Genomic DNA, 25,562 nt, shown 5'->3' on the forward strand with positions numbered 1-25,562 from the left:
CGGTTCAGGAAGCGTCTTCCTCCTGGCGCAGGCGATCCGCGGCATCTTCAAGCGCCGCCAGTATCGATTCGCGTTCCTTTTCGGTGATCTTGTCAGAGTCGAGGTACATGGCGAACCCGCTGTGTTCGTGCTCGAGGAAGCTGCGGTTGGGGCCCATATCCCGCCGGAAATCGACCACCTCGTAGATCGGCACCGGTTTGCCAAACCCCTTGACCGTTATCTCGCCCTTGTCCCGGCACATGATCTTGTCCTTGATCAGCGAGAAGGTCTCGTAGGAAACCAGAATCTCGCCCGCCTCGGCCAGAGACTCCAGTCGACTTGCCAGGTTCACCTCCTTGCCAATGATGGTGTAATCCATGCGGTTTTCAGCACCGAAGTTGCCTACCGTGGTGTAGCCGGTGCTGATGCCCATGCGAATTTCCAGCGGGGTTTTGATGCCCTGACTGCGCCATTTCTGCCGCATGATTTTCATGTGCTTGCGCATGTCGATCGCCATCGACACACAGGCGAACGCATCCTCGCGCTGGCCCCTGCTGGTGGGATCACCGAAGAACACCATGATGGAGTCGCCCACGAACTTGTCGATAGTGCCGCCATACTTGAGCGCGACTTCCGACATTTCGTTGAAGTAGTGATTCAGCAGTTCGGTCAGTGCCTCGGGCTCCATTTCCTCCGAAAGCTCGGTAAAGCCCTTGATGTCGGAGAAGAACACCGCCAGCTTCTTCCGCTGTGTTTCCAGGCGAACATCACGCTCGCCGGTAAAAATTGACTGCCAGACTTGCGGCGACAGGTACTTGGAGAGCTTGTGGGAGAGTGCGATGGACTGCTCCCGTTGATTCTGGATTTGCGTCTTTGCGAGCATCAGCGCCCGGGCCTGTTGATGCGAATAGTAGGCGGTAACACAGATGTAGAGCCCGGTCGCGGATATTGACAAGATGCTGGTCAACAGGGGGGATTGCAGCGATTCTGCCGGGCCAATGACCGCTACGGAGGCCGCGACGGCGGCTGCCATGAACACCGTTCCCAATAGCCATTGCCGGATACCGCCAACGATCAGGCAACTGAACATCAGCATCAGCACAACGGAGACGGAGGGAATGGCAACCACGCCGATACAACCGATAAAGGCCCCGCCCACCATGCAGTCGAAGATCAGCATCTTTTGGCGGATGCGCGGAGAGTTGCGCAGGAAAGTGCGCCGGGTCAGCATGTGGGCAACGTGGGGCCAGGTGAGGGCACCGGCTACGAGCCACAGCAACCAGTGGTCGAAGGCGCCCTGGAGAACCCCGGTCACAATAATGGCGGCGGTCGCGGTGTAGGCAAGTATACGCCCGTTGTAGTCCGGCATCGGCGGGATGGCAACGGGGTTGTTGTGGTGATCAACGGTCAAGGTTTTGCCAGCACTGGTGCTGGCGTTACGCAGATCTGCCGGTGCACTCATCATGTTAGAAGCGGATCCGGCCGATAAGCATATCTCTGAACATGACCCAGTCGCCCATCAGGCTGTAGACCGGGTATTTGAAGGTCGCCGGCCGGTTCTTTTCAAACTTGAAGTGACCCACCCAGGCAAAGCCGTACCCGATAATCGGCAGCAGCAACAGCCAGACCAGCTTGCCCGAGGCGATTGCCCAGAACGCGACAACCAGTACCAGCAGGCTGCCCGCGAAGTGCAGCCGACGGCAGGTGACATCGCTGTGCTCTTCGAGGTAGTAGGGGTAGAATTCTGAAAAGTTGCTAAAAGTTCGTTGGTCACTCATGGTGCTGCTACCAAGTCGTTTATAATTTTTAGGTAGACCGGACTACGACTAAAGGTTAACAGTATTACGTATAACCCACAATTAACTGAACCGACGTAAATGTCCCAGACACCCCGCGTCGACCACCCATCCGATAGCGAGACGATATGACTGCAGTCTGTGAATTTCTGCTCAACCGGACCTCGGAACCAAGATTAGAGTCGCCGGCGCCGGATTCTGAAACTCTGGCCCGCGCATTCGCCTGTGCCGCCCGGGCCCCGGATCATGCTCTGCTGCGGCCGTGGCGCTACCTCGTCATCGAGGGGGAAGGCCTGAGCGCATTGGGAGATCTGTTCGCATCAACGTGTGCGAACAACAGCGATGAGCAGGAAATCGAGAAGCTTCGTCGGGCCCCACTGAGGGCGCCGATGATCGTTGTTGGCATCGCGTCACCGAAGCAACACCCCAAGGTTCCGGAAGTCGAGCAGATCATGTCGGCGGCGGCCGGCATGAGTTTTCTGGAGCTGGCCCTGCAGGATGCCGGTTTCGGCGTCATGTGGCGCACCGGCAGTGTGGCCTATCATTCGGCGGTGCATGACGGCCTTGGACTTGAAGAGGGCGAGTCGATCGTCGGCTTCCTTTATGTGGGAACCGTCTCCTCGGAAAAGCCGCCGGTTCCCCGTCCGGAGGTCCACGACTTCGTCCAGCACTGGCCGTCCTGAACAACAGGTACTCTCCCCCGACTGGAATCATGGGGTCTGGGGGAGGGGAAACCGCTTGCCGCTTTTTTCGTGTTCCGCTGCTTTCCTTCCCGCCCAACAGCACATCCAGTCCGTCTCAAGCCCTTTCCCGACAACGCTTCCGAGGAAATTCACAATATTGGCATCGGCCTTGCTTTGTCCCTGTCAGAGAGCAGATTCGGCAAGAACAGCCGGCATGCGGGTGCAGTTTTGGGAGGCAAAATGGCGATTTCATTTGATAAAGCGCTTGGGATTCATCAGTACGCATTGGAAGCCCGGGTCAAGCGGGCGGAAGTACTGGCGAATAACATGGCAAACGCCGATACCCCGGGATTCAAGGCCCGCGATGTCGACTTCCAGGCCGTGATGCAGCGGGCACAGCAGGCCGCTACTGGCTTCGAGATGGCCAGGACGAACGCCGGACACATGGACACATCAAGCGGCGCCCCTGACAGCGAATTGCTGTACCGGACGCCTCACCAGCCCTCGGTAGACGGCAATACGGTGGATGCACAGCAGGAGCAGACCCGGTTCATGCGGAACGCCATGGATTACCAGGCCAGCTTCCAGTTCCTGAACAGTAAATTTTCCGGCCTGACCAAAGCCCTCAAGGGCGAATAAGCCGCAGCGACGCGATTAGCAAAGGAGAGTTTTCATGTCATTGGGTAGCATTTTTGACATCGCCGGTTCCGGCATGACCGCGCAATCACTGCGGCTGAATACAACGGCATCCAACATCGCCAACGCGGAGACGGCCAGTTCCAGCACCGAGACAACCTATCGGGCACGCAAGCCGGTATTCGCTGCCATCCAGCAGTCCCTGCTCAATCCCGACAGCCAGGGCCTTGCCTTTACCGGTGAGCAGGGGCCCGGAGCCGGGGTCCGTGTTGAGGGCATCGTTGAGAGCCAGGCGGATCTCCAGATGCGGTATCAGCCCGAGCACCCGGCAGCGAATGAAGACGGCTATGTGTTCTATCCGAACGTGAACGTGGTGGAAGAAATGGCCGACATGATGTCCTCCTCCCGGAGTTATCAGATGAACGTGGACATCATGAATACCGCCAAATCCATGATGCAGCGAATCCTGACCCTTGGTCAGCAGTAATCCGGAGAGGAGCACGCAATGAGCGCAATTAACGCAACAGACGCTTCGGATGTTCTGAGCCAATACCAGCTGAAACAGCAGAGAGGCGCCGACAGTAAGAGTGAATTGGGCCGCAACGAGTTCATGGAGCTGATGCTGGCCCAGTTGAAGAATCAGAATCCGCTGGAGCCCCAGGACAACGGCGAATTCATTTCCCAACTCGCCCAGTTCAGCTCGCTGGAAGAAATGCAAAAGCTGTCCGGTACTGTTGATGATGTGGTCGGTCAGTTTCGCTCGACCCAGGCCCTTCAAGCATCTGCGATGGTCGGCAAAACCGTGTTGGCGCCCTCCAGTGTTGGCATCCTGGGCGCGGATGGCGAAGTCAGCGGCACGATTGCAGTGCCTGCCTCGACCGGTGGCCTGCGCCTGTCCGTGCAGAACCAGGCCGGTGAGCTGGTCCGTCAGATTGATCTGGGCAGCAGCCCGGCGGGCGTCAAGTCTTTCAGTTGGGATGGTCAGGACGGTAACGGCAATCCATTGCCGCCAGGCCCGTACCGGATTGTGGCGGAGGCTTCCTATCCGGAGGGGACGCAGCAGTTGGGCACCATGGTCAGCGCGAACGTGGACAGTGTTTCGCTGGGCCAGAACGGCTCGATCACATTGAATCTTGCGGGCATGGGCTCGATCGCCCTGTCCGATGTAAAGCAAATCAACTGATACCGGTGTCAGACCAAGGGGTGATTTATGGCATTTAATACAGGGCTAAGTGGCCTTCGGGCTGCATCGGTGGATCTGGACGTCACCGGTAACAATATCGCGAATGCGAGTACGGTTGGCTTCAAGGGCAGCAGCGTTCAGTTCGGTGATCTTTACGCCAACGGCTTCCTGAGTGCGGGCACCAATCCGATCGGTGATGGTGTCCGGGTCCAGGATGTCAAGCAGTCGTTCGGGCAGGGCAATATCAGCTTCACCGATAACGGGCTGGACATGGCCATCAGTGGTGACGGCTTCTTTATCCTCAACAACGGGGGCGAGATTCGTTATTCCCGGGCGGGACAGTTCGGTATCGACAAAGACGGCTTCGTGACCAATAACCAGAACATGCGCGTTCAGGGGTACACCGCCGATGGTGACGGAAACCTGTCCGGTATCCGGGGTGATCTCCAGATTGAGACTGACAACCTGGCGCCCAGACGAACCACCAATCTGACCACGGATCTGAACCTCGACTCCCGTGAGCCGGTACTGGAGAACCGGGTCCGCGATATCGGACCGCTCGGCGTTGCGGGCATCCAGGGTGAGACGTTCTCCGTCCAGTACACCGATGGGTCACCAGACTACGCCGTGACCATCGACCCGGCGGCTTCCGCACGTGAGGCGGCGGATACCCTCAATGGCGTCCCGGGCTTTAATGCGTCGGCGACAACCACGGCGCAGCTCAACGGACTCAATGATGCCTTTATCAACGGCGGCACCTTTTCGTTCAATCTGAACATCAACGGCAGCCCACTGAGCCTGGACACCAGCAGCATTTCTTCTTTGCAGGATCTGGCGGATGCGATAAACAATTCCAGTGAGACCGCGATCTCGGCTTCGGTTGTTGATGACGGCTCGGGCACCGATGTGTTGCGAGTCATTCATAACCAGGGTGAGACACTCGATTACACCTACAGCGATGGCACCACGACGGTAGGTCCGACCCAGGTTCTCGGCGATGTGAATGTGACCGCCGATCGGGTGGTGGCCAGCGTTGATGATCCTGCGGACGGCAGTTTCGAGACGGCGTTCAACAGCTCTCCGATCCGGATCACCAACGAATTCAACCCGCTGGACCAGCGCACGTACAACCATGCGACATCCGCGACAATCTACGACAGCCTCGGTAACTCCCATGAAATTACCCAGTTTTTCGTAAAAGAGCCCTCGCCGGGCAATGGCGTGGGTATCAGCGAGTGGTCTGTTTACCTGCAGATCGATGGTGAAATGGTTGCCGGCACCGATACCACGCCGTACACCGCACGCTTTGACCAGGATGGCAACCTGCAATCCGTGAATGGCGATCCCGCCGGTGAGATCGTGGTGAGTGACTGGATCCCGAAAGATCAGAACGGCCAGCCGAATGGCGCAGATGGCCCACCAGCACCAGGCACGCAGGTCGTTACGCCCATTCCGGAGCCGCCAACCTCGTCCGCCTTTGTGGTTGATCTTGGTGGAACCACCCAGTACGGAGCCGCATTCGGTGTCAATGACCAGCAGCAGAACGGTTATACCACCGGCCGCTTGTCGGGGCTGGACGTCTCCGACCAGGGGGTGCTTTTCGCCCGCTACACCAACGGTCAGTCCAAAGCCCTGGGGCAGGTGGCCCTGGCCGCCTTTAACAACACCAATGGATTGTCTCCGGTTGGCGAAACCACATGGGTAGAAACCTTTGAATCCGGCCAGCCGATTATTGGCGCACCGGATACCGGTACCCTGGGTTCCATCACCGCAAGTTCGGTGGAGGAATCGAACGTGGATCTGTCGGCGGAATTGGTCAACCTGATCATTGCCCAGCGCAATTACCAGGCGAACGCCAAGACCATCGAGACCTCCGATGCGGTCACCCAGACCATCATCAACCTCCGCTAAACCCTAGCACGATAAACATGGCACAACTCCTGCAGGAAGACTGGAAACAGTCAAAATTCCGGCAGGAGTTTTCCCATGGACAAAGCCCTCTACATCGGTATGTCAGGCGCCAAGCAGAATATGCTCGCCCAGCGTGCCCATGCCAACAACCTGGCTAACGTCAGCACGACCGGCTTCAAGAAAGATTTTGCCCAGGCCCGCAGCATGGCCGTGTTCGGGGAACATCATCCGACCCGCGCCTACGCCATGACCGAGCGTCCCGGAAGCGATCTGTCTGCCGGTGCCTTGATGGAAACCGGCCGGAAGCTTGATGTGGCCCTGGAAGGTGAAGGCTGGCTGGCGATTCAGAATGATCGCGGCGAAGAGGTATTCACCCGCACCGGCAGTCTCCAGATTGATGTTAACGGTCTTATGCGCCTGCCCGGCGGTGAGCTCGTTCTGGGCAACGGCGGGCCGGTGGCTTTGCCGCCGTTCGATAACGTCCAGATCGGGGCTGACGGTACCGTCTCTGTCGTGCCGGTCGGTGGCGCGCCGGATGAGTTGGTCGAGGTAGACCGGTTGAAGCTGGTGAATCCGCCCTCTGATGCATTGGAGAAAGGGCTTGATGGCTTTATGCGCCGCAAGCCCGACCAGGCCATCGATGGCGTTGAGCCGCCTGATGCCAATCTCCGGGTGGCGACCGGTTTTCTGGAAAGCTCGAACGTGAACGCCGTTGAGGAAATGATTTCCAACCTGCAGTTGTCCAGGCAATACGAGATGCAGGTGAAGGTCATGACCACGGCCAATGAAAATTCCGAAGCAGCGGCACGGCTGTTGCAGAACCTCTGATAACAACTGAATACATTGGCCTGATGGGCTGAAAGCGGCAAAAAATGGCCGCCCGGTCAGCCCCCGGCAAGGAGTAAGAATCATGCATCCAGCACTTTGGGTCAGTAAAACCGGGTTGAGCGCTCAGGACACCAACATGTCCACCATTTCCAACAACCTGGCGAACGTGAACACCACCGGCTTCAAGCGGGATCGTGCAGTCTTCCAGGATTTGCTGTACCAGATCAATCGCCAGCCGGGCGGCCTGAGCACGCAGAACTCGGAGTTGCCCTCCGGCCTGCAGTTAGGCACCGGTGTTCGTGTGGTTGGCACCGCCAAGCAGTTTTCCCAGGGCAATCTTCAGGTCACCGAGCAGCCCCTGGACATGGCGGTGAATGGGCGTGGATTCCTTCAGGTCCAGCTCCCGGACGGCCAGATCGCCTACACCCGGGACGGGCAATTTCAGCTTAACGCCGATGGCGACGTCGTGAACCCGGACGGGTACGCGCTTGAACCCGCCATCACGGTCCCGGAAAACGCCACTAATATTACGATCGGTAAGGACGGCACAGTATCCGCCGTGACCGACGACCAGTCTGCCCCCGTCAACCTTGGACAGATCACGCTGGTTGATTTCATCAACCCCCAGGGGCTCCAGGCAATCGGCAACAATCTGTTCAAGGCGACCAACGCCAGTGGCGATCCTGCCGAGGGTGAGCCCGGTCTTGCGGGCCTGGGTACCATTGAGCAGGGCTCGGTTGAGGCCTCCAACGTGGAAGTGGTGGAAGAGCTGGTCAATATGATCACGACCCAGCGTGCCTATGAGATGAACTCGAAGGTCGTATCCACCACGGATCAGATGCTGCAGTTCATCACCAACAACATCGGTTAAGCCATGAAACGCATCATTCCAAGCCGCATGTTCCAACGGGCACCGACGCTGACACTGGTTGGTGCACTGATTGTGCTGCAGGGGTGTACGGCCATGAGCCGCCCCCGGGCAGTACCGGACGATCCCGAGTTCGCGCCGGTTCGTGCGCAGGCGATGATGCAGCGGGATCCGGAATCCGGAGCGATCTTCCAGAGCTCCCGGAATTACAACTTCTACGGCGACACCACGGCGCTGAACGTGGGTGATGTGCTGACCATCACGCTTGAAGAATCCACCCGGGCGAGCAAGAACGCAGAAACCAGCATCAGCAAGGAAAGCGAGGTCACGCTTCCGGAGCCGACCATCCTGGGCAAGAGCAACATCGGGCTCGACACCGCCCTCACTCACGACCGGGACTTCGAGGGTGCTGCGGAAGCGGACCAGAGCAATAGCCTGGCCGGCAACATCACCGTAACGGTCACCGAGGTTCTGCCGAACGGTGTCTTGCGTATTCGCGGTGAAAAGTGGCTGTCACTGACCAATGGTGATGAATATATTCGCCTGACTGGCCTGGTGCGGCCCGAGGATATCCAGCCGGATAACACCGTTGCCTCGACGCGCATCGCCGATGCCCGGATCGCCTATGGCGGTACCGGCGATTTCGACCAGGCGAACCAGATGGGCTGGCTGGCCCGCTTCTTCAACAGCGAGTGGTGGCCATTATGAACCTGAAAAAATTGTTGGCTACGGGGTTGATGCTGTCGGTCTTCGCAGGGCCAGTGCTGGCGGATCGACTCAAGGATCTGGCCCGAATCAAGGGTGTCCGTAACAACCAGTTGGTGGGTTATGGCCTGGTGGTGGGCCTCGATGGTACTGGCGACAAAGCGCCGTTCACCAACCAGACCTTCCGCAACATGATGAACCAGTTTGGCGTGACCCTGCCGGAGGGCGTGAACCCCAACCTGGCCAACGTCGCTGCGGTTACTGTCAGTGCCACCTTGCCGCCTTTTGCCAAGCCGGGCCAGGAGCTTGATATTACGGTCTCTTCCATCGGCAACGCCGATAGCCTGCGCGGCGGTACGCTGCTGATGACGCCGCTCAAAGGGGCCGACGACAACATCTACGCCATGGCCCAGGGCAGTCTCGTCGTTGGCGGTTTCGGTGCCCAGGGGCAGGATGGCTCCCGTATTACCGTCAATATCCCCAGCGTAGGCCGGATTCCCAACGGAGCGACCATCGAACGGGAAGTGGTCTCGCCATTCTCCAAGGGCGATACCATCACGTTCCATCTGTTGCGTCCGGATTTCACCACCGCTCGCCGGGTCGTTGAGGCGGTGAACGGCCACCTTGGTCCCGACATGGCGTATGCCCATGACGCAACGTCCATTTCCGTTCGCGCGCCACGGGACCCGTCCCAGCGTGTGAGCTTCCTGTCGATCCTAGAAAACATTGATGTTGATCCTGCACAAGATGCCGCAAAGGTGGTCATCAACAGTCGGACCGGGACCATTGTTGTTGGCCAGAATGTCCAGGTCAGTCCGGCGGCCGTAACCCACGGCAATCTCACGGTCACCATCCAGGAGAACCCGAACGTTGTTCAGCCCAACCCGTTTGCCCAGGGCGAGACGGCGCTTGAGCAGGACAGCCAGATTGCCATCACGGAGGAGCCGGCACGGATGTTCAAGTTCGGCCCGGCGGTCACGCTGAACGATATCGTCCAGGCGGTGAACCAGGTCGGCGCAGCACCGGGTGATGTCATGGCGGTGCTTGAGGCGCTCAAACAGGCCGGCGCGCTGCGCGCCGAACTGATCGTGATCTAGGTGGCGAGATGCAGGACTATCAGGTGAAACAGGCTCAGGTGTATACCGATTTCAGTGGGTTGAATGCCCTGAAATCCCAGGCCCGTACCGACAAGCAGGCCGCGCTTGAGGAAGTGGCGCGCCAGTTTGAAAGCCTGTTTCTGTCCGAGATGCTGAAATCCATGCGCAAGGCTGGCGATGTCTTTGCCGAGGGCAATTACCTCAACAGCAGTCAGTCCGAGTTCTACCGGGACATGTTTGACAGCCAGCTGAGCCTGACCATGGCAAAAGGACAGGGCACGGGCCTGGCCGAGGCCCTTGTTCGCCAGTTGGGGCAGCAGGTTCCGGGCCTGGACAATCAGGGCGGCAAACTGGCAGGCCACAAGGCGACACTTGCCGATTACGATCGCAGCCTGCCAGCGCTGTCCATCCGCCTTCCAGAGCAGCTGGAAAAGGTTGAGACCGTTGCACAGAGCGCAGCGCCGGCGGTGGAAGCACGGGCTTTACCCGAGCGGTTTGATTCGCCGGAGCATTTTGTTCGTGAACTTCTGCCGGTGGCCGAGCGCATCGCCCGCGACTCCGGCATCGATCCCAAGCTAATGATTGCACAGGCGGCCCTCGAAACCGGTTGGGGGCGCCACATGATCAAGGGGGATGACAGCCGGCCGAGTTTTAACCTGTTCGGTATCAAGGCCGACAGCCGGTGGCAGGGCGAGGCCGTCACGATTACCACCACGGAATACCGCGAAGGGTTGCCCTTGAAAGAACAGGCCGATTTCAGGGCCTATCCGGATTACGAATCCAGCTTCCGCGACTATGTGTCGTTCCTTGAGTCCAATCCCCGTTACCGGGAGGTTCTTTCCGTTGCGGACCAGCCCGAGGTGTTCGCGGACAAACTCCAGGAAGCCGGTTACGCAACCGACCCCCATTATGGTGAAAAGATCCGTCGGATCATGAACCGGGATTCACTGATGACGCTGTCCATGGGCAGTGACGGGATGAAGGAGTAACTGTAATGGCAGGACTCATAGGCATTGGCCTGACCGGTATCCTGAGTCATCAGTCGGCTCTGAATACCACCGGCAATAACATCACCAACGCGAACACGCCGGGCTACAGCCGCCAGGAAGTTCTGTTTGAGACCCTGGAAGGCCAGCGCACCGGCGCCGGCACCGTGGGCAGCGGCGTCAGCATTTCCGATATCCGGCGTCTGGCGGATGAGTACCTGGTCCAGCAGGTCCGGGAGGACAGTACCCTGTTCAGCGAGCAGGAAACCCTGAACTCCGAGCTGACGCGGCTGGATAATCTGCTCGGTGGCGAATCCACGGGGCTGAGCAATGCCCTGAATAATTTCTTTGCCGCTCTGCAGAATGCCGCAGAGGACCCGACGTCATTGCCTCAGCGACAATTGGTGCTGAGCGAGGCGCAACAGATCGTCAACCGATTCCAGGCACTCAACCAGGAATTCGTCCAGCAGCGGGAATCCGTCAAAACCCAGATGGAGCAGGGGGTCAAGGATGCAAATACGCTGCTCAAGAGCATTGCTGAATTGAATCTTGCCATTTCCGAATCACCGGGCATCGCGCAGGGCCAGATGCCCAATGAGTTGCTCGACAAGCGCGACGAGAAGCTCCGACAGCTGTCAGAGCTGGTCAACATCAAAGTCACCGAGGGTGAGGGCAGCCAGGTCAATGTGTCCCTGACCAACGGTCTGTCCCTGGTGGTTGGCAGCAATGCCGCACAGTTCGGGACCGAGGAAAGTGCCGAAGATCCGACACGGCTCTCGTTCACGCTCTCCAATGGCGGCCGCACCCTCAATATTGACGAGCAGATTACCGGCGGCAAGCTCGGCGGCCTGCGTCGGTTCGATAATGAAGCACTGAAGCCGGCGTTTGATGAACTCGGTCGTATCGCCATTGCCCTGTCGGCCACGATGAACCATCAGCATGAAATCGGGATGGATCTGGAGGGAGATCTCGGCGGCCTGTTCTTTACTGACATCAACTCGCTGGCGGCGCAGCGCAGCCGGGTCGTCGCCAATGCCAACAACCAATCTCCCCAGACCGGCCAGTTGGCCGTAGAGATTACGGACAGCGCGGCGCTGGGAGCCCGAAGTTACACGCTGCAATTCAGCGGCGATGGTCGCAGCTTTGAATTGATCGACAAGGCCACGGGAGAAACCGTGAACCAGGGCCGGCTGCCGGACCCGGTACAATCCGAGATCTCCATGCCTGGGTTCAACATCCGCGTGGAAGGCGGCACCTTCAATCCCGGTGACAAGTACCTGATCCAGCCTACGCGGAACGCCGCGGAGAGCATAGGTCTTGAAGTATCCCGGGAAGAGGATCTGGCGTTCGCAAGCCCGATTCGTGCCGAGGCGGGTGACCAGAATATCGGCACCGGCGAAATCGATCAGGGCACCATGCTCAATGTGAGGAATCCGTTTACCAACTCGGTTCTGCCGGCGTTCTCCCAGCAGGGCCAGCTGTCGCCGCCTCTGGAAATCCGGTTTCGGGACGATGCCGGAACCCTGGTCTATGACGTATACGACGCCTCCAGCGGCGCCATCCTTGAGGCGGGTGACGCCAGTGCCGTGCCTCCGGTCAACACGTTCACTCCCGGTGTAACGAACAAGCTCTTCCCGGAAGATCCGTCCGACCCGGGATACCGGGGGTTCCAGTTTCAGGTGAGCGGAGAGCCCGCGCCTGGTGACAGCTTCGTGATTGACTACAACAGCAACGGCGTTTCCGATAACCGGAATGCTGAATTCCTGGCGGCACTGGGTACGGCCAACACCATGAATAACGGTAGCCAGAGCTTTGCCGAGGGCTACGCCGGTCTGGTGGAGGACATTGGCGTCAAAACACGCCAGAGTCAGCTCGACATGGATGCCGGCAAGACCCTGCTGGAGCAGTCGACCAATCAGAGGGAGTCGGTGTCTGGCGTCAACCTCGACGAGGAGGCGGGCAGGTTGATTCAGTACCAGGCCGCTTACAACGCGTCCGCCCAGGTAATGTCGGTGGCGCAGGATTTGTTCAATACGCTGTTACAGAGTTTCCGGTAATGGAACGGGTAACGGTTAAAGGCAGCGTGAGGTGATGTGAAATGATGCGAATTTCATCACAACAGATTTTTTCTGGCGGAATCAGTCGCCTTCAGGAGCTCAACAGCAGCCTGAACAACACTCAGCAGCAGATCTCCACCGGTAAGCGGGTGAACAAGCCCTCCGACGATCCCGTGGCGGCGGCCAGGATTCTGAAGCTTGATCAGGAGCTTTCGCGGGTCGAGACCTATCAGCGCAACGTGAACCTCGCGGATAACCGGTTGAATCAGGAAGAAAGCGCGTTGGCGAGCTCCATCGACATCATCCAGCGTATCCGGGAACTGACTGTGCAGGCGGGTAATGGCTCGCTCTCCGCAAACGATCGTCAATCCATTTCGTCCGAGCTCAAGGAGCGCCTGAGTCAACTGGCGGATGTGGCGAACACCCGCGATCCCTCCGGAGAATACATATTCAGTGGCTTCCAGGGGACACGTCAGGCGTTTGTCCAGGCCGCCGATGGCAGCTGGCAGTACCAGGGTGATGAGGGTCAGCGCGTTCTGGAGATCGATGACGGCGTGACGGTGCCAATCAGTGATCATGGCAAGGGTATTTTTGTTAGCGTGCCCAAGGCCATTACCGGGGTAGAGGCGGCCGGCAACAGTGCGGGCTCCTACATTTCCGGGGTTGAACTGGCGGACGGCAATGCCCTGCAGAGTGCATTTGGCGGGGCGGTACCCAATGATATCCAGTTGATCGTGAATGCGGCCGGCGAAGTCGTTGCTGAAAACCGCAACACCGTGCCTGCGACCGTACTGACAACCAACCCCTCGCCAGCACTCGTCGGTGAAGAATTCGAGGTGGCCGGCATCCGAGCGACGGTCAGTGATGCCACGCCCGGCGATGAGTTCACTCTGGCGATCAGTGACAAGCAGTCCGTCTTCAAGACCATCGAGAACCTGATTGCGGGTCTGGACTCGCTGGGTAAGGACACACCCAAGAGTGCGGCCCAGTTTGATACGCTGATCGCGGATTCCCTGAATAACCTCGACAACGCTCAGGAAAGCATCGTGCTCAAACAAACCGAGCTGGGCGGGCGCATGAACGCAGTGGCGTCCACGAAGGACTTTCTGGAGGACTCGTCGGTGTACACCAACGAGATCCGGTCCGAATTGCGGGACGTGGACTACGCCGAAGCGATCAGTAACCTGAGTTTCCAGAGCTTCGTTCTGCAGGCGGCCCAGCAGTCGTTTGCCCAGGTATCCCAGCTGTCCTTGTTCGACAGGCTCTAAATAATTGAGCCAGCGGGCGGATCTGTCCGCTGGCGTTATTGATTTCGCGAGCGAGCTCAGTATAATCGCCTCTCTCTCCGATGGCGGCGTGGTGAAATTGGTAGACACGACGGATTCAAAATCCGTTGGGGTAAAACCCGTGGCGGTTCGAGTCCGCCCGCCGCTACCACCTTCCGGGATGCACCCCGGATCTCTCATATCTGTTTAGCCCTTCAGTCAGAACCCTCCTCAGCGCACAGTTCGAGCAATTTGGATCGCAAAATCAATTGCGTAGGTTCTGAATTGTTCTATCTTTAACAAACACCTGTGTCAGGGAAACACGAGAATCCTAGAGGGACCGACATGTTGAGAGTTGCATACCTTTGCCTGATCGCACTGTTTGCCGGGTGCGCAGGTTCAACCACCGAAGTTCAGCGCATCGAGGCGGTTCCCGAAGTCGATAAGACTTATAAGCGGATTCTCGTGTTTGCCGTCACGAAAAAAGAACAGATTCGAGTTGCCGTTGAATCCGAGCTGGTGTCGGAACTGAACAAGAGCGAGTTCGAGGCCAGCCGGTTTGAAGAGCCGAATGCCAACATTCCGTGGGAGGACCCCGGCGCCATTCAGCAGCTGGTGGCAGAAGAGGCCAGGAGCGGAGACTACGACGGTGTGCTCGTGGTGTCACTGATCCGGAAGAATCGCGAATCCCGTTACGTTCCGGAGCAGGTGGTCTACCAGCCGATCGTCACATCCATCGGTCCGCTGGCGTCAACCACCTACATGGACACCACGGTGGTTCCGCCGTCTTACCAAGAAACCGTGAACTACGTTCTCAAATCGACGCTGTTTGATACCGTCTCTACCAACCCTGTCTGGCAGCTCTATTCAAAAACGGTGAATCCCGATTCTCTCGACGCCGCAGCCAAGGATTTTGGCAAGGTCGTCGTCAAGGCGCTCAGAAAAACCTTGCCGCATGCGGCGGAGGAAAAATGAACCTGATCCGGTCAAAATCGATGTCCCTTGGGCTGGCGGTGGTGCTGACCGGCTGCGCCAGCGATTCGCGGTTGTCCCTGGGGGTGTCTGATCCCTGCGACAGCCTTCAGTCAATCATTGCGGATTTCGACACGGGTTTTGCAAGTTACCGGGGCGCACGCAACGATTTCGACTCCTTCACCCTGTTCCGGGCGAAGGAAGAGTTGGTCAAGGGGCACTGCGAGGTCTGGTTGTGGGCGGGGGGCGACAGTGCCTACGTCTGTTCGGCCAATACGCCCGTGGAGGAAGTTGCCGAGCAGCGGTACCAGAACAGTCTCGCGTTCGTTGAGGGATGCATGGGGAGTGGCTGGCAGCAGGAGACTGAGTCACGGGAACGTGATGGCAAGTACCTCGGGGAGGCAACCCGGTTTACCAGCGCCAGTCAGCCCGGCCTGGTGATCTCCGTGCAAAATATCACGCCTCCGGGGTCTTACCGGAATTTACGCAGCAATTACCTGTTTATTGGCTCGACTGGACGCAGTCCGAAACCAGAATAAGCATTCTTGCTGTTCAGGCGCGACGCATTCCGTGGTAAATTCCGCTTTCTTTTTACAATTGCTGTCGCGCCTCGACATTCCTTTCTATGAACGTCTCTGATTTCCACTTTGATTTGCCGGACGAGTTGATCGCCCGGTATCCGCTCAGGGAGCGCACGGCCTCGCGCCTGCTGTGCCTGGACGGATTGTCCGGTGAGACTGCACACAGGCAGTTCGCCGATCTTCCTGGGTTGCTCCAGCCGGGCGATCTGTTGGTGTTCAACGATACCCGCGTTATTCCGGCGCGCCTGTTCGGGAAAAAAGAAACCGGCGGTCAGGTCGAAATACTTGTCGAACGGGTTACCGGGGATCACGAGATCATTGCTCATGTCCGGGCGTCCAAGGCGCTGAAGGACGGTCAGGCGGTGATCCTCGAAGATGGCACCGTCATGCGTATGGTTGGCCGAAATGAAGCGCTGTTCCAGCTCATCTGCGAAGCGTCTGAACCGGTGCTTGAGGTTCTGGAGCGTATCGGCCACATGCCGTTGCCGCCGTACGTCGATCGTCCGGACGAATCCACGGACCGTGAGCGCTACCAGACGGTATATGCCCGGGAGGCGGGAGCCGTAGCAGCCCCCACAGCCGGCCTGCATTTCGATGATGCGCTGCTTGAAACGATTCGAGCCCAGGGGATCGAAACCGCGTTTGTCACACTCCACGTGGGCGCCGGGACGTTTCAGCCCGTGCGCGTGGATCGGATCGACGATCATGTCATGCACAGTGAGGTGGTCCAGGTTACCCAGGCGACCGTTGACGCTGTGGAACGAACCCGGGCGAGGGGTGGCCGGGTCATTGCGGTCGGCACCACCTCTGTCCGGTCTCTGGAGTCTGCCAGCCGGGGAGGCCGCCTCAGGGCATTCCAGGGCGAGACCGACATCTTCATCAGTCCGGGGTACCGCTTCGAGACCGTTGACGCCCTGGTGACCAACTTCCATTTGCCGGAATCGACACTGATCATGTTGGTCAGTGCCTTTGCCGGCTATCGAAACGTGATGAATGCCTATGCCGAGGCTGTCGGGGAGCGATACCGTTTCTTCAGCTATGGCGATGCCATGTTTATCACTGGTCAGGAGCCGAGCCGGGGTATGCTGCTCGGGGCCTCTGACACCATTAATGATTCAACCTCAGATAAAGCCGGGGAGTCACTTTGAGCCAGTCCTGTTTCATGTCCTTTGAGAAGCTTGGAGAAGACGGCCGGGCGCGTCGTGGCCGGCTGACCTTTCCCCGTGGCACGGTCGAAACCCCTGCCTTCATGCCAGTTGGTACCTACGGCACGGTGAAGGGAATGCTGCCCCGGGATATCCACGAGATCGGTGCCGAGATCATCCTGGGTAACACCTTCCACCTGATGCTGCGGCCCGGGACGGAAGTCATCAAGGCCCACGGGGACCTTCATGATTTCACCCAGTGGAGCGGACCCATCCTCACCGATTCCGGTGGGTTCCAGGTGTTTAGTCTGGGCGATATGCGGAAGATCACCGAAGAGGGGGTTACGTTCCGGTCGCCCGTTGACGGCTCTCCGGTTAAGTTGTCGCCGGAAATTGCCATCCAGGTCCAGCGTGACCTTGGTTCCGACATTGTGATGATCTTCGACGAATGCACCCCGTATCCGGCGACCGAGCGCGAGGCCAAGGATTCCATGGAGCTGTCCCTGCGCTGGGCCGAGCGCAGCAAGCAGGCCCATGAGGGGAACCCGGCGGCACTGTTCGGCATTGTCCAGGGTGGCATGTACGAGGAACTTCGCGATCAGTCCCTGAAGGGGTTAACCGATATTGGCTTTGACGGCTACGCCATCGGTGGGTTGTCCGTTGGCGAGCCCAAAGAGGATATGATTCGGATTCTTGATCATCTTCCGCCAAAAATGCCGGAAGACAAGCCCCGTTACCTGATGGGAGTAGGGCGGCCGGAGGACCTGGTTGAAGCGGTTCGTCGGGGCGTGGACATGTTCGACTGTGTCATGCCGACCCGGAACGCCCGGAATGGTTACCTGTTTACGTCGACCGGAATCGTCAAGATCCGTAATGCCCGGCATCGTCACGATACCGCCCCGCTGGACGAGCGTTGTGACTGCTATACATGCAAGAATTTTTCGAGGAGTTACCTGTATCATCTCGATAAATGTGGAGAAATGCTGGGTTCACAGCTGAACACCATCCACAACCTGAGGTTCTACCAGAACCTCATGGCTGGATTGCGTGGCGCCATTGAAGCAGGTACATTGTCCGACTTTGTAACCGACTTCTATGCTCTACGCGGCGAGACAGTTCCGCCGCTGGGCACTGCCTGAATTATTTGCCAAACCAACGGAGATAGTGAATGAAATCAATCAAAATGCTCGTAGCCGGCCTTCTGGCCATGATGCCTGCACTGGCCATGGCTCAGGACCCGGGTGCTCAGGGAATGGGTGTTATGGGGCAGGTGATCTTCTTCGCCGGCTTTATCCTGATCTTCTACTTCCTGATCTGGCGTCCGCAGTCAAAGCGTGCCAAGGAGCACAAGGCGCTGATGTCCGGCCTGAACAAGGGTGACGAGGTAGTTACCTCCGGTGGTGTTGCCGGCAAGATCACCAAGGTAACCGACGATTTCATCGTGGTAGAGGTTGCGGATAACGTAGAAATCAAAGTGCAGAAAGTCGCCGTTGCAGCGGCTCTGCCGAAAGGCACCTTGAAGGACATCTGAGCCGGAGTCCGAACCTTGCGGACTGATTTTTTCTGGCTGAAACACCAAGGCCGACCTTCGGGTCGGCTAAAAGGGATCCCATGCTGAACAAGTATCCTCTTTGGAAAAACCTGGTCATTCTGGTCGCTCTCGTGATCGGGTTTATCTATGCCTTGCCTAATCTTTTCCCCGACGATTATGCCATCCAGATCACCGGTGCTCGCAGCAGTACCGAGGTCAACTCAACCGTTCTCGATCGCGCTGTCAAGGCGCTGGAGTCTGAGGGCATCGAGGTAAAAAGCAGCACGCTTCAGGATCGGGATGCCCTGATTCGCCTTACCAGTGGAGAGGATCAGCTTCAGGCCCGTCCGGTTGTTCAGTCGGCACTGAGCAACGATTACCTGGTCGCACTTAACATGGCGCCCTCAACGCCTGATTGGCTGAAAAGCCTCGGTGCGGGCCCGATGAAGCTTGGTCTGGATTTGCGCGGTGGTGTTCACTTCCTGCTGGAGGTGGATATGGAAACTGCCTTGAATACCCGTCTCGAAGCGCTGTCCAGCCAGATTAAAGGTGATCTTCGGGAAGAGAGGATCCGGTATCGCGGCGGCGACGTTGAAGGTCAGCGGCAAATCGTTCTTTCCTTCCGTGATGAACAGTCGCGTGCCGAAGCGTTTGATCTGATCCGCGCCCAGTACAACCAGTTCCTGATGGATGAGAGAACGGTGGAGGACGAGCGACAGATCGTGCTCTCGCTGTCCGAGGCCGAGGTTAAATCCATCCAGGAATACGCGCTCGAGCAAAACCTCACCACGATCCGCAACCGCGTCAACGAGCTGGGCGTTGCTGAGCCGCTTGTTCAGCGTCAGGGTGCTGATCGGATTATCGTGGAATTGCCGGGTGTGCAGGATACCGCCCAGGCCAAGCGGGTCCTGGGCGCGACTGCAAACCTCGAGTTTCGCCTGGAGGCCCGTCAGGACGCATCGGCCAGCGAGGTTGAGGAATTCAGTTTCCGTGATAACCCTCAGCGTACAGCGCGGCTTGAGCGTGACGTGATCACGACCGGTAACAATGTTGCGAACGCCCAGCAGGCGTTTGACGAGAACGGTCAGCCTCAGGTCAATATCACCATGGATTCGGTTGGCGGTGATCAGATGAACCGTGCGACCCGGAACGCCATCGGTCGCCGTATGGCTGTGCTCTTCATCGAATTCCGTACAGAAACCGAAACCCGGATGGTGGACGGGGAGATGACGTCCGTCGACAAGCGTGTCGTAGAAAAGGGCATCATCAGCCTGGCAACCATTCAGTCCGCACTGGGCAGCAGTTTCCGGATCACTGGCCTGGATTCCATTCCGGAAGCGGCAGAGCTGGCGCTGTTACTCCGTGCGGGTGCGCTGGCCGCACCGATGTATTTCGTTCAGGAGCGCACGATTGGTCCAAGCCTGGGGCAGAAAAACATCGATGCCGGTGTGATGTCGGTAGCGCTTGGTTTCGGGCTGGTGCTTCTGTACATGCTGGTGTATTACCGGGGCTTCGGTCTGGTGGCCAACGTTGCGCTTACCCTAAACCTGATGTTGTTGATCGCCTGCATGTCCATCCTCTCGGCGACGCTTACGCTTCCGGGTATCGCCGGTATCGTACTGACGGTAGGTATGGCAGTTGACGCCAACGTGCTGATTTTTGAACGAATACGCGAGGAGCTCAAGGCAGGCGTTCCGCCTCAGTCGGCCATCAATTCCGGGTATTCGCGGGCCTTCGTGTCCATTTTTGATGCCAATATCACGACCTTGCTGGTCGCGGTGATTCTGTTTGCCATGGGTTCCGGCCCGGTGAAAGGGTTCGCGGTCACCTTGTGCCTGGGCATCCTGACCTCGATGTTCTCGGGGCTGATGGTCAGTCGCAGCATTGTGAATTTTGTATATGGCGGTCGAAAGATCGAGAAGTTGTCGATCGGAGGAAAGCTGGCAAATGTCTGAGAAAGAGAAGAAACCATTTGATTTCATGGGGTTCCGGAAGCTTGCTTCCGTTCTCTCGGTCACGTTGCTGGTTGCCTCCGTCGTGTTGCTGGCGGTTCGGGGCCTAAACCTGGGCATGGACTTCACGGGCGGTACGTCGGTGGAATTCGAGTATGCCGAAGCACCGCAGCTGGATGAAATTCGTTCCACGCTGACCGAGGCAGGCTACGAGCAGTTCGTCGTGCAGAATTTCGGTGCCGATACCACCGTGCTGGTTCGACTCGCTGAGGCTGGTAACGATGAATTGGCGGTCGAGGTGACCGAGGCGCTGACGGCCGGTGGGGAAAGCCTTGAGCTGATCAGCTCCGAGTTCATTGGCTCCCAGGTTGGCGAAGAGCTGAGAGAGGACAGTGGCCTGGGACTGTTGCTTGCGTTGGCGGTGGTACTGATCTATGTCGGTATGCGATTCCAGTTCAAGTTCGGCATCGCCTCTGTCCTTCCGTTGGCCCACGACGTGATCATCGTCCTGGGCGTGTTCGCACTGTTCCAGTGGACCTTCGACCTGACGGTTCTGGCGGCCTTGCTGGCAGTCATCGGCTACTCCCTGAACGATACCATTGTTGTGGCTGACCGGATCCGGGAAAACTTCCGCAAAATGCGGGTGGGGGATTCCTGGCACGTCATCAATACCTCCATTCACCAGACCATCAGCAGGACAATCAACACGTCCGGTACGACGCTTGTCGTTCTGTTCGCGTTGTATCTGTTTGGGGGCGAAGCTATCAATAACTTCGCACTGGCGCTGATTATCGGGGTGGTTGTCGGTACCTACTCGTCCATCTACGTGTCTGCAAATCTCTTGATTGCGTTTGGTGTGTCGCGGGAAGACCTGGTACTTCCGGTAAAAGAGGGTGCCGCGGACGCCGAAGAAGAGGAGCAGCCGCCGGAGTGGCTGAACCGGATGTAGTTTCTTCTTCGGAAACAAAAAAACCGCCTTCCCAAGGGAATGGCGGTTTTTTTATGACGGCCTGCCGGGGATCAGCGGGGCAGGCGACCCCGGAACGGGTGCAGTGCTTTCAGCACTTCACGGAACAGCTTGGGGTTGGCCACAACCAACTGGCGGGCGCCAGCCGTTGACGGGTTGCCGGAGAAGTCGCCCGTCAGGGCGCCTGATTCCATGGCAATCGTTACGCCAAGATCCAGGTCCACGGTCTCCGGGCGGAAGATGACGGCCGCGTCCAGGTTGCCGGCAGATACGCGGGCAATGTCCAGAACCACACAGCCAGAAGTGCGGAACATCGCAGATTCACGGGCGAGGACGGAGGCCATTTCACCCCACAATTGAGTGTCTTCGCTTCTGCGCGCCTGATCCAGCAGGTTGGTGGCAATGGCAGCCTTGTTGGCGTGCTTGATGTCGGACGCCCGAACTCGACGGCTGTTCAGTGCAGCTCCGTGTCCGCGGCTGGCGGAATACTCTTCGCCGGTTACCGGGTTGATCACCAGAAGGTTCTCGGTACGGTTGTTCTTTTTCTGGGCCAGGGCCAGGGCAAATTCCGGGATGCCTCTCAGAAAATTCTCGCGACCAAGAACCGGGAAGACGTGCCAGCTTCGTTCGCTGGTACCCGCATTCGCTTCATTCAGAGGGGCGATGCTGTGGTCCTTGTAGGCCTTTTCGAGTTGCTCCGCAAAGTTGTCGTAAATCGACTGCTCGACCCGGTCCAACTGACGGCGGCGTTCCTCGTCGTCCTTGCCGGTGGGTTCCTGGCGCTCGAAATGGGCTTTCAGATAGTCGGACCCCTGACGCGCGACGCGCAGGGCCATTTTAATAGCTGGTTGCATCTGAGTGTTCATTATCCGGGTGTGTGAAGGCCGGGTATCATAGCAAAAGATCAGGGTGCTTGTATGTTTTTTGACTTAGCAATAGCACGGATACCAAAGGATTACGGCATCTCCGGACGGGCGGGACATGTTGGTTTTCTGCTATCATGCCCGCCTCAATTAATTCAGTCTGGACCCATACTCAATGCACAAGCCGGCACTTCCCCTGGAGGGCACTGACTCATTTCAGGATCAGATCCGAATCGTTCTGGTCGAGACCTCTCATTCAGGCAACATTGGTGCGGTGGCTCGTGCCATGAAAAACATGGGGCTCGGGAATCTGTGGCTGGTCAACCCGAACTCTTTCCCGGACGAGGCGTCTTACGCCCGTTCCTCGGGCGCGTCCGATGTGCTGGATCGGGCAAACGTTGTGTCGTCCCTGGACGAGGCGCTTGCGGACTGCGTTCTGGTAATGGGAACCAGTGCCCGGGGGCGGAAAGTGCCCTGGCCAGTCATTGCGCCCCCGGAAGCGGCTGTGGCAGCCTCGGAAAATGCCGCCAATGGCCCGGTGGCACTGGTGTTCGGGCGGGAGAATCACGGCCTGAGCAATGAGGAGCTGCAACGCTGTCATTACCACATTCACATTCCCTCCAATCCCGATTACAGCTCCCTGAACCTGGCGATGGCGGTTCAGGTTATGTGTTATGAGCTCAGGATGCATTTTCTTCGTGGCCTTGAAGGTGGTGAGGGGAGCCCATACCTAAAGCCCATGACGTCGCCGGGTGATCCGGGCTGGGACGTTCCACCCGCACCCGTGAACGATGTGGAAGGTTTCTTTGGTCACCTTGAGCAGGTGTTGGTGGACGTCGAATTTCACCGGCGGGAAAATCCTCGTCAGCTCATGACACGCTTGCGGCGATTGTTCCAGCGCGCGAGACTGGACCAAATGGAAATTAATATACTCAGAGGCATACTGACGTCAGTGCAAAAGGCCGCTGGCGCCAAGGCTGACAACAAAACAACCGAGGCCGATCCAAAGGCGACGGGGCAGGACAATGGCCATGTTTGAGCGTTTGAGGGAAGATATCAACAGCGTTTTTCACCGCGACCCCGCGGCTCGGAACACCTTTGAGGTGTTAACGAACTACCCGGGGCTGCATGCGTTGCTGTTTCATCGGCTGGCGCACCGGCTCTGGCGAATGGGCCTGAAGTGGATTGCCCGCACGATCTCCACGATTGCCCGCTGGCTGACCGGCGTCGAGATTCATCCGGGTGCGACCATCGGCAGGAGGTTCTTCATCGATCACGGCATGGGCGTCGTCATTGGTGAAACGACCGTGATCGGAGACGACGTAACGCTCTATCAGGGCGTTACGTTGGGCGGCACCAGCTGGAACAAGGGCAAGCGGCACCCGACCATCGGAGACGGTGTGGTTGTCGGCGCCGGCGCCAAGATTCTCGGACCGTTTGAGGTGGGAGCCGGCGCGAAGGTCGGCTCCAATTCAGTCGTCACCAAGGCGGTACCCCCGGGGGCCACCGTCGTCGGGATACCGGGACGAGTTATCGTCAAGCGTCCGAGTGAGGATGACGATGTGCGTCGTAAGGAAATGGAAGAACGCATGGGCTTCGATGCCTACGGTGTCACCGAGGAAATGCCGGACCCGGTCGCGCGGGCCGTTCGATCGTTGCTGGACCACATGCATGCCGTGGATGATCGGATTGAGAACATGTGCAAGGCCCTTCGGAAGGTGAACAGTGAATACCAGAACGGTGAGTTGCCGCCTTTGCCTGAAGAGGACTTCGATTGCGTCCGAGACGAGAGTGAGGAGACGCGGGGGTGAATACTTGACTGAAATAGTAGGTCAATTCATACTCGCTGCTGTAATTCGAGATTCAATCCCATCACGGGGCTGATGCCATGAAGCTGACCACCAAAGGCCGCTATGCCGTCACGGCAATGCTGGATCTGGCTCTGCACGGAGACCAGGGGCCGGTGAGTCTTGCTGATATTTCAGCCCGTCAGGAAATCTCACTTTCCTACCTGGAACAGCTCTTCTCCCGTCTGCGTCGTCAGAACCTGGTGGTCAGCATTCGTGGCCCCGGCGGCGGCTATCGCCTGAGTCGCGATGCTGGAAAGGTGTTCGTAGCTGAAGTTGTGGACGCCGTCAGCGAGTCTCTGGACACCACACGATGCGGTAACAAAGGGGACTGTCAGAAAGGCGAGAAGTGTCTGACCCACCACCTTTGGTCCGATCTGAGTGACCAGATTCATCAGTTCCTGAGTGAAATCAGCCTCGGCGACCTGATGCAGAAGCACGAAATCCGCCAGGTTGCGGACCGGCAGAACCGCCGTCAGTCTGACAACGGCTCTGAAACGATTAATACCGAACGCCTGTCTGACCAGGCGCCGGCCTGAAACATTACTCCTTGAAATCATGAAAAAGCCCGTATACCTGGATTATGCGGCGACGACGCCCGTTGATCCGTCTGTCGCCGAAGAAATGGTGAAGTACCTGACACCCGATGGAATTTTTGGGAATCCGGCTTCGCGATCGCACGCCTTTGGCTGGAGGGCGGAGGCTGCCGTTGAGGCGGCGCGTCGGGAAGTTGCCCAACTGATCCACGCTGATCCCAGAGAGATCGTCTGGACCTCTGGCGCCACTGAGTCGGACAATCTCGCCATCAAGGGTGCGGTCGCCGGACGCACTGGCGTCCATCTCGTGACCTCATCCATCGAGCACAAAGCGGTGTTGGATACCTGTAAATGGCTGGAGCAGCATGGCGTAGAGGTGACCTGGCTGTCACCGGACCGTGATGGTCGAATTCATCCGGATCAGGTGACCAATGCCTTGCGGGACAATACGGTTCTGGTCAGTCTCATGCTGGTCAACAACGAGCTGGGTTGCGTGACCGATGTTGCCGCCATTGGTCGCGAACTTCGTGAGCGAGGCGTGCTCTTTCACGTCGATGCCGCCCAGGCAGCCGGCAAAATGCCAGTCGATGTGACGGCAATGCCGGTCGATCTGATGTCGTTGTCCGGGCACAAAGTATACGGGCCCAAGGGGGTCGGGGCGCTTTACGTGAGACGTTCACCGGATGTGCGCATCGAGGCCCAGATTCATGGCGGTGGACACGAGCGAGGCATGCGCTCCGGGACGTTGCCGACGCACCAGATCGTGGGCATGGGTAAGGCATTTTCCATCGCCCAGGAGTGCCTTGAATCGGATAGGGAAGAGCTGGAGCGCCTGCGGACCTCTTTCCTTGGCGGCCTCGAAGGTCTGGATGGCGTCAGCCTGAACGGAAGCGCCGAGTTTCGTGTGCCGGGCATCGTGAACCTTTCCTTTGACGGGGTCGAGGCGGAGTCCTTGATGCTGGGCCTGAGGGATCTGGCCGTGTCGTCGGGATCAGCCTGTGCGTCGGCCACGATCGAACCCTCGTTTGTCCTGCGTGGAATTGGTTTGAGCGACGAGCAGGCCCACAGGGCGCTGCGTTTCTCTTTCGGCCGGTTTACCACGGCCGAGGAAGTGGTTTTTGCCAGTTCGCAAATAGTTGATGTTGTTAGCCGACTGCGTGCAGTGCGGTAGGCA

General features: G+C 58.3%; 26 protein-coding genes and 1 tRNA gene. 24 read left to right on the forward strand and 3 right to left on the reverse strand.

Features of this window, described 5'->3' with window-relative positions; all coding sequences use genetic code 11:
* Nucleotides 1-4: 4 nt before the first annotated feature.
* The gene (locus KXD86_RS00605; protein WP_218634163.1) at nt 5-1,444 is read right to left on the reverse strand and encodes an adenylate/guanylate cyclase domain-containing protein; all 1,440 of its coding nucleotides are present in this window, start codon (nt 1,442-1,444) and stop codon (nt 5-7) included.
* A gap of 1 nt (nt 1,445) precedes the next feature.
* Nucleotides 1,446-1,757 carry an Mpo1-like protein gene (locus tag KXD86_RS00610; RefSeq protein WP_218634164.1) on the reverse strand — a complete coding sequence of 104 codons (312 nt, stop codon included), beginning with the start codon at nt 1,755-1,757 and terminating at the stop codon, nt 1,446-1,448.
* 146 nt (nt 1,758-1,903) lie between these two features.
* Here KXD86_RS00610 and KXD86_RS00615 point away from each other — a divergent pair, with 146 nt between their 5' ends.
* The 20 genes from KXD86_RS00615 to secF all read left to right on the forward strand — a co-directional run bounded on the left by KXD86_RS00615 (nt 1,904) and on the right by secF (nt 21,124).
* Nucleotides 1,904-2,458 (forward strand): nitroreductase family protein, encoded by a 555-nt coding sequence (locus KXD86_RS00615; RefSeq protein ID WP_218634165.1) that lies wholly within the window; start codon nt 1,904-1,906, stop codon nt 2,456-2,458.
* Between the two features lie 240 nt (nt 2,459-2,698).
* A complete protein-coding gene (gene flgB, locus KXD86_RS00620) occupies nt 2,699-3,097 on the forward strand; it encodes a flagellar basal body rod protein FlgB (protein WP_218634166.1) in 399 nt (132 codons plus the stop codon).
* Nucleotides 3,098-3,131: 34 nt separating this feature from the next.
* Nucleotides 3,132-3,581: a flagellar basal body rod protein FlgC gene (gene flgC, locus KXD86_RS00625; RefSeq protein ID WP_218634167.1), complete on the forward strand. Its 450-nt coding sequence runs from the start codon at nt 3,132-3,134 to the stop codon at nt 3,579-3,581.
* An 18-nt stretch (nt 3,582-3,599) separates the two neighbouring features.
* Nucleotides 3,600-4,277, forward strand: a complete 678-nt coding sequence (locus tag KXD86_RS00630) for a flagellar hook assembly protein FlgD (protein WP_218634168.1) — start codon at nt 3,600-3,602, stop codon at nt 4,275-4,277.
* A gap of 27 nt (nt 4,278-4,304) precedes the next feature.
* Nucleotides 4,305-6,188, forward strand: a complete 1,884-nt coding sequence (locus KXD86_RS00635) for a flagellar hook protein FlgE (RefSeq protein ID WP_218634169.1) — start codon at nt 4,305-4,307, stop codon at nt 6,186-6,188.
* 75 nt (nt 6,189-6,263) lie between these two features.
* Nucleotides 6,264-7,016 (forward strand): flagellar basal-body rod protein FlgF, encoded by a 753-nt coding sequence (flgF, locus tag KXD86_RS00640; protein ID WP_218634170.1) that lies wholly within the window; start codon nt 6,264-6,266, stop codon nt 7,014-7,016.
* Between the two features lie 82 nt (nt 7,017-7,098).
* Nucleotides 7,099-7,887 carry a flagellar basal-body rod protein FlgG gene (gene flgG, locus KXD86_RS00645; RefSeq protein WP_218634171.1) on the forward strand — a complete coding sequence of 263 codons (789 nt, stop codon included), beginning with the start codon at nt 7,099-7,101 and terminating at the stop codon, nt 7,885-7,887.
* Nucleotides 7,888-7,890: 3 nt separating this feature from the next.
* Entirely contained in the window at nt 7,891-8,592 is a 702-nt protein-coding gene (gene flgH / locus KXD86_RS00650; protein ID WP_218634172.1) for a flagellar basal body L-ring protein FlgH, read from the forward strand.
* Nucleotides 8,589-9,686 (forward strand): flagellar basal body P-ring protein FlgI, encoded by a 1,098-nt coding sequence (locus KXD86_RS00655; RefSeq protein ID WP_218634173.1) that lies wholly within the window; start codon nt 8,589-8,591, stop codon nt 9,684-9,686. The genes flgH and KXD86_RS00655 overlap by 4 nt, the downstream gene beginning before the upstream one ends.
* 8 nt (nt 9,687-9,694) lie before the next feature.
* A complete protein-coding gene (gene flgJ / locus KXD86_RS00660; protein WP_218634174.1) occupies nt 9,695-10,675 on the forward strand; it encodes a flagellar assembly peptidoglycan hydrolase FlgJ in 981 nt (326 codons plus the stop codon).
* 5 nt (nt 10,676-10,680) lie between these two features.
* Nucleotides 10,681-12,729, forward strand: coding sequence for a flagellar hook-associated protein FlgK (flgK, locus tag KXD86_RS00665; RefSeq protein WP_218634175.1), 2,049 nt, complete (start codon nt 10,681-10,683; stop codon nt 12,727-12,729).
* A gap of 41 nt (nt 12,730-12,770) precedes the next feature.
* Nucleotides 12,771-13,997, forward strand: coding sequence for a flagellar hook-associated protein FlgL (gene flgL, locus KXD86_RS00670; RefSeq protein WP_218634176.1), 1,227 nt, complete (start codon nt 12,771-12,773; stop codon nt 13,995-13,997).
* Nucleotides 13,998-14,079: 82 nt separating this feature from the next.
* Nucleotides 14,080-14,166: transfer RNA gene (locus KXD86_RS00675), tRNA-Leu, on the forward strand.
* 173 nt (nt 14,167-14,339) lie between these two features.
* Nucleotides 14,340-14,969, forward strand: coding sequence for a hypothetical protein (locus KXD86_RS00680; RefSeq protein ID WP_218634177.1), 630 nt, complete (start codon nt 14,340-14,342; stop codon nt 14,967-14,969).
* Entirely contained in the window at nt 14,966-15,505 is a 540-nt protein-coding gene (locus KXD86_RS00685) for a hypothetical protein (RefSeq protein WP_218634178.1), read from the forward strand. Before KXD86_RS00680 ends, KXD86_RS00685 begins: the two co-directional genes overlap by 4 nt.
* Nucleotides 15,506-15,591: 86 nt before the next feature.
* Entirely contained in the window at nt 15,592-16,695 is a 1,104-nt protein-coding gene (gene queA / locus KXD86_RS00690; RefSeq protein ID WP_218634179.1) for a tRNA preQ1(34) S-adenosylmethionine ribosyltransferase-isomerase QueA, read from the forward strand.
* A 14-nt stretch (nt 16,696-16,709) separates the two neighbouring features.
* Entirely contained in the window at nt 16,710-17,831 is a 1,122-nt protein-coding gene (tgt, locus tag KXD86_RS00695; protein WP_218636684.1) for a tRNA guanosine(34) transglycosylase Tgt, read from the forward strand.
* A gap of 86 nt (nt 17,832-17,917) precedes the next feature.
* A complete protein-coding gene (gene yajC / locus KXD86_RS00700) occupies nt 17,918-18,223 on the forward strand; it encodes a preprotein translocase subunit YajC (RefSeq protein WP_228739403.1) in 306 nt (101 codons plus the stop codon).
* A gap of 80 nt (nt 18,224-18,303) precedes the next feature.
* Complete coding sequence (gene secD / locus KXD86_RS00705) at nt 18,304-20,178, forward strand: protein translocase subunit SecD (protein ID WP_218634181.1); 1,875 nt, start codon at nt 18,304-18,306, stop codon at nt 20,176-20,178.
* Nucleotides 20,171-21,124: a protein translocase subunit SecF gene (secF, locus tag KXD86_RS00710; RefSeq protein WP_218634182.1), complete on the forward strand. Its 954-nt coding sequence runs from the start codon at nt 20,171-20,173 to the stop codon at nt 21,122-21,124. The genes secD and secF overlap by 8 nt, the downstream gene beginning before the upstream one ends.
* Before the next feature lie 71 nt (nt 21,125-21,195).
* On the opposite strand, the gene KXD86_RS00715 is transcribed toward secF, so the two are convergent.
* The gene (locus KXD86_RS00715; protein WP_218634183.1) at nt 21,196-21,996 is read right to left on the reverse strand and encodes an inositol monophosphatase family protein; all 801 of its coding nucleotides are present in this window, start codon (nt 21,994-21,996) and stop codon (nt 21,196-21,198) included.
* 184 nt (nt 21,997-22,180) lie between these two features.
* Between KXD86_RS00715 and trmJ the strand changes: the two genes are divergently transcribed.
* From trmJ to KXD86_RS00735, 4 genes are all read left to right on the forward strand, one after another.
* Nucleotides 22,181-23,044, forward strand: coding sequence for a tRNA (cytosine(32)/uridine(32)-2'-O)-methyltransferase TrmJ (gene trmJ / locus KXD86_RS00720; protein ID WP_218634184.1), 864 nt, complete (start codon nt 22,181-22,183; stop codon nt 23,042-23,044).
* Nucleotides 23,037-23,816, forward strand: coding sequence for a serine O-acetyltransferase (cysE, locus tag KXD86_RS00725; protein WP_218634185.1), 780 nt, complete (start codon nt 23,037-23,039; stop codon nt 23,814-23,816). Before trmJ ends, cysE begins: the two co-directional genes overlap by 8 nt.
* A 77-nt stretch (nt 23,817-23,893) precedes the next feature.
* On the forward strand, nt 23,894-24,391 hold the full coding sequence (gene iscR / locus KXD86_RS00730; RefSeq protein ID WP_218634186.1) for a Fe-S cluster assembly transcriptional regulator IscR: 498 nt from the start codon (nt 23,894-23,896) through the stop codon (nt 24,389-24,391).
* 19 nt (nt 24,392-24,410) lie between these two features.
* Nucleotides 24,411-25,559, forward strand: coding sequence for an IscS subfamily cysteine desulfurase (locus tag KXD86_RS00735; RefSeq protein ID WP_218634187.1), 1,149 nt, complete (start codon nt 24,411-24,413; stop codon nt 25,557-25,559).
* Nucleotides 25,560-25,562: the final 3 nt, after the last annotated feature.

Source organism: Marinobacter arenosus (assembly GCF_019264345.1).
Lineage (GTDB): Bacteria > Pseudomonadota > Gammaproteobacteria > Pseudomonadales > Oleiphilaceae > Marinobacter > Marinobacter arenosus.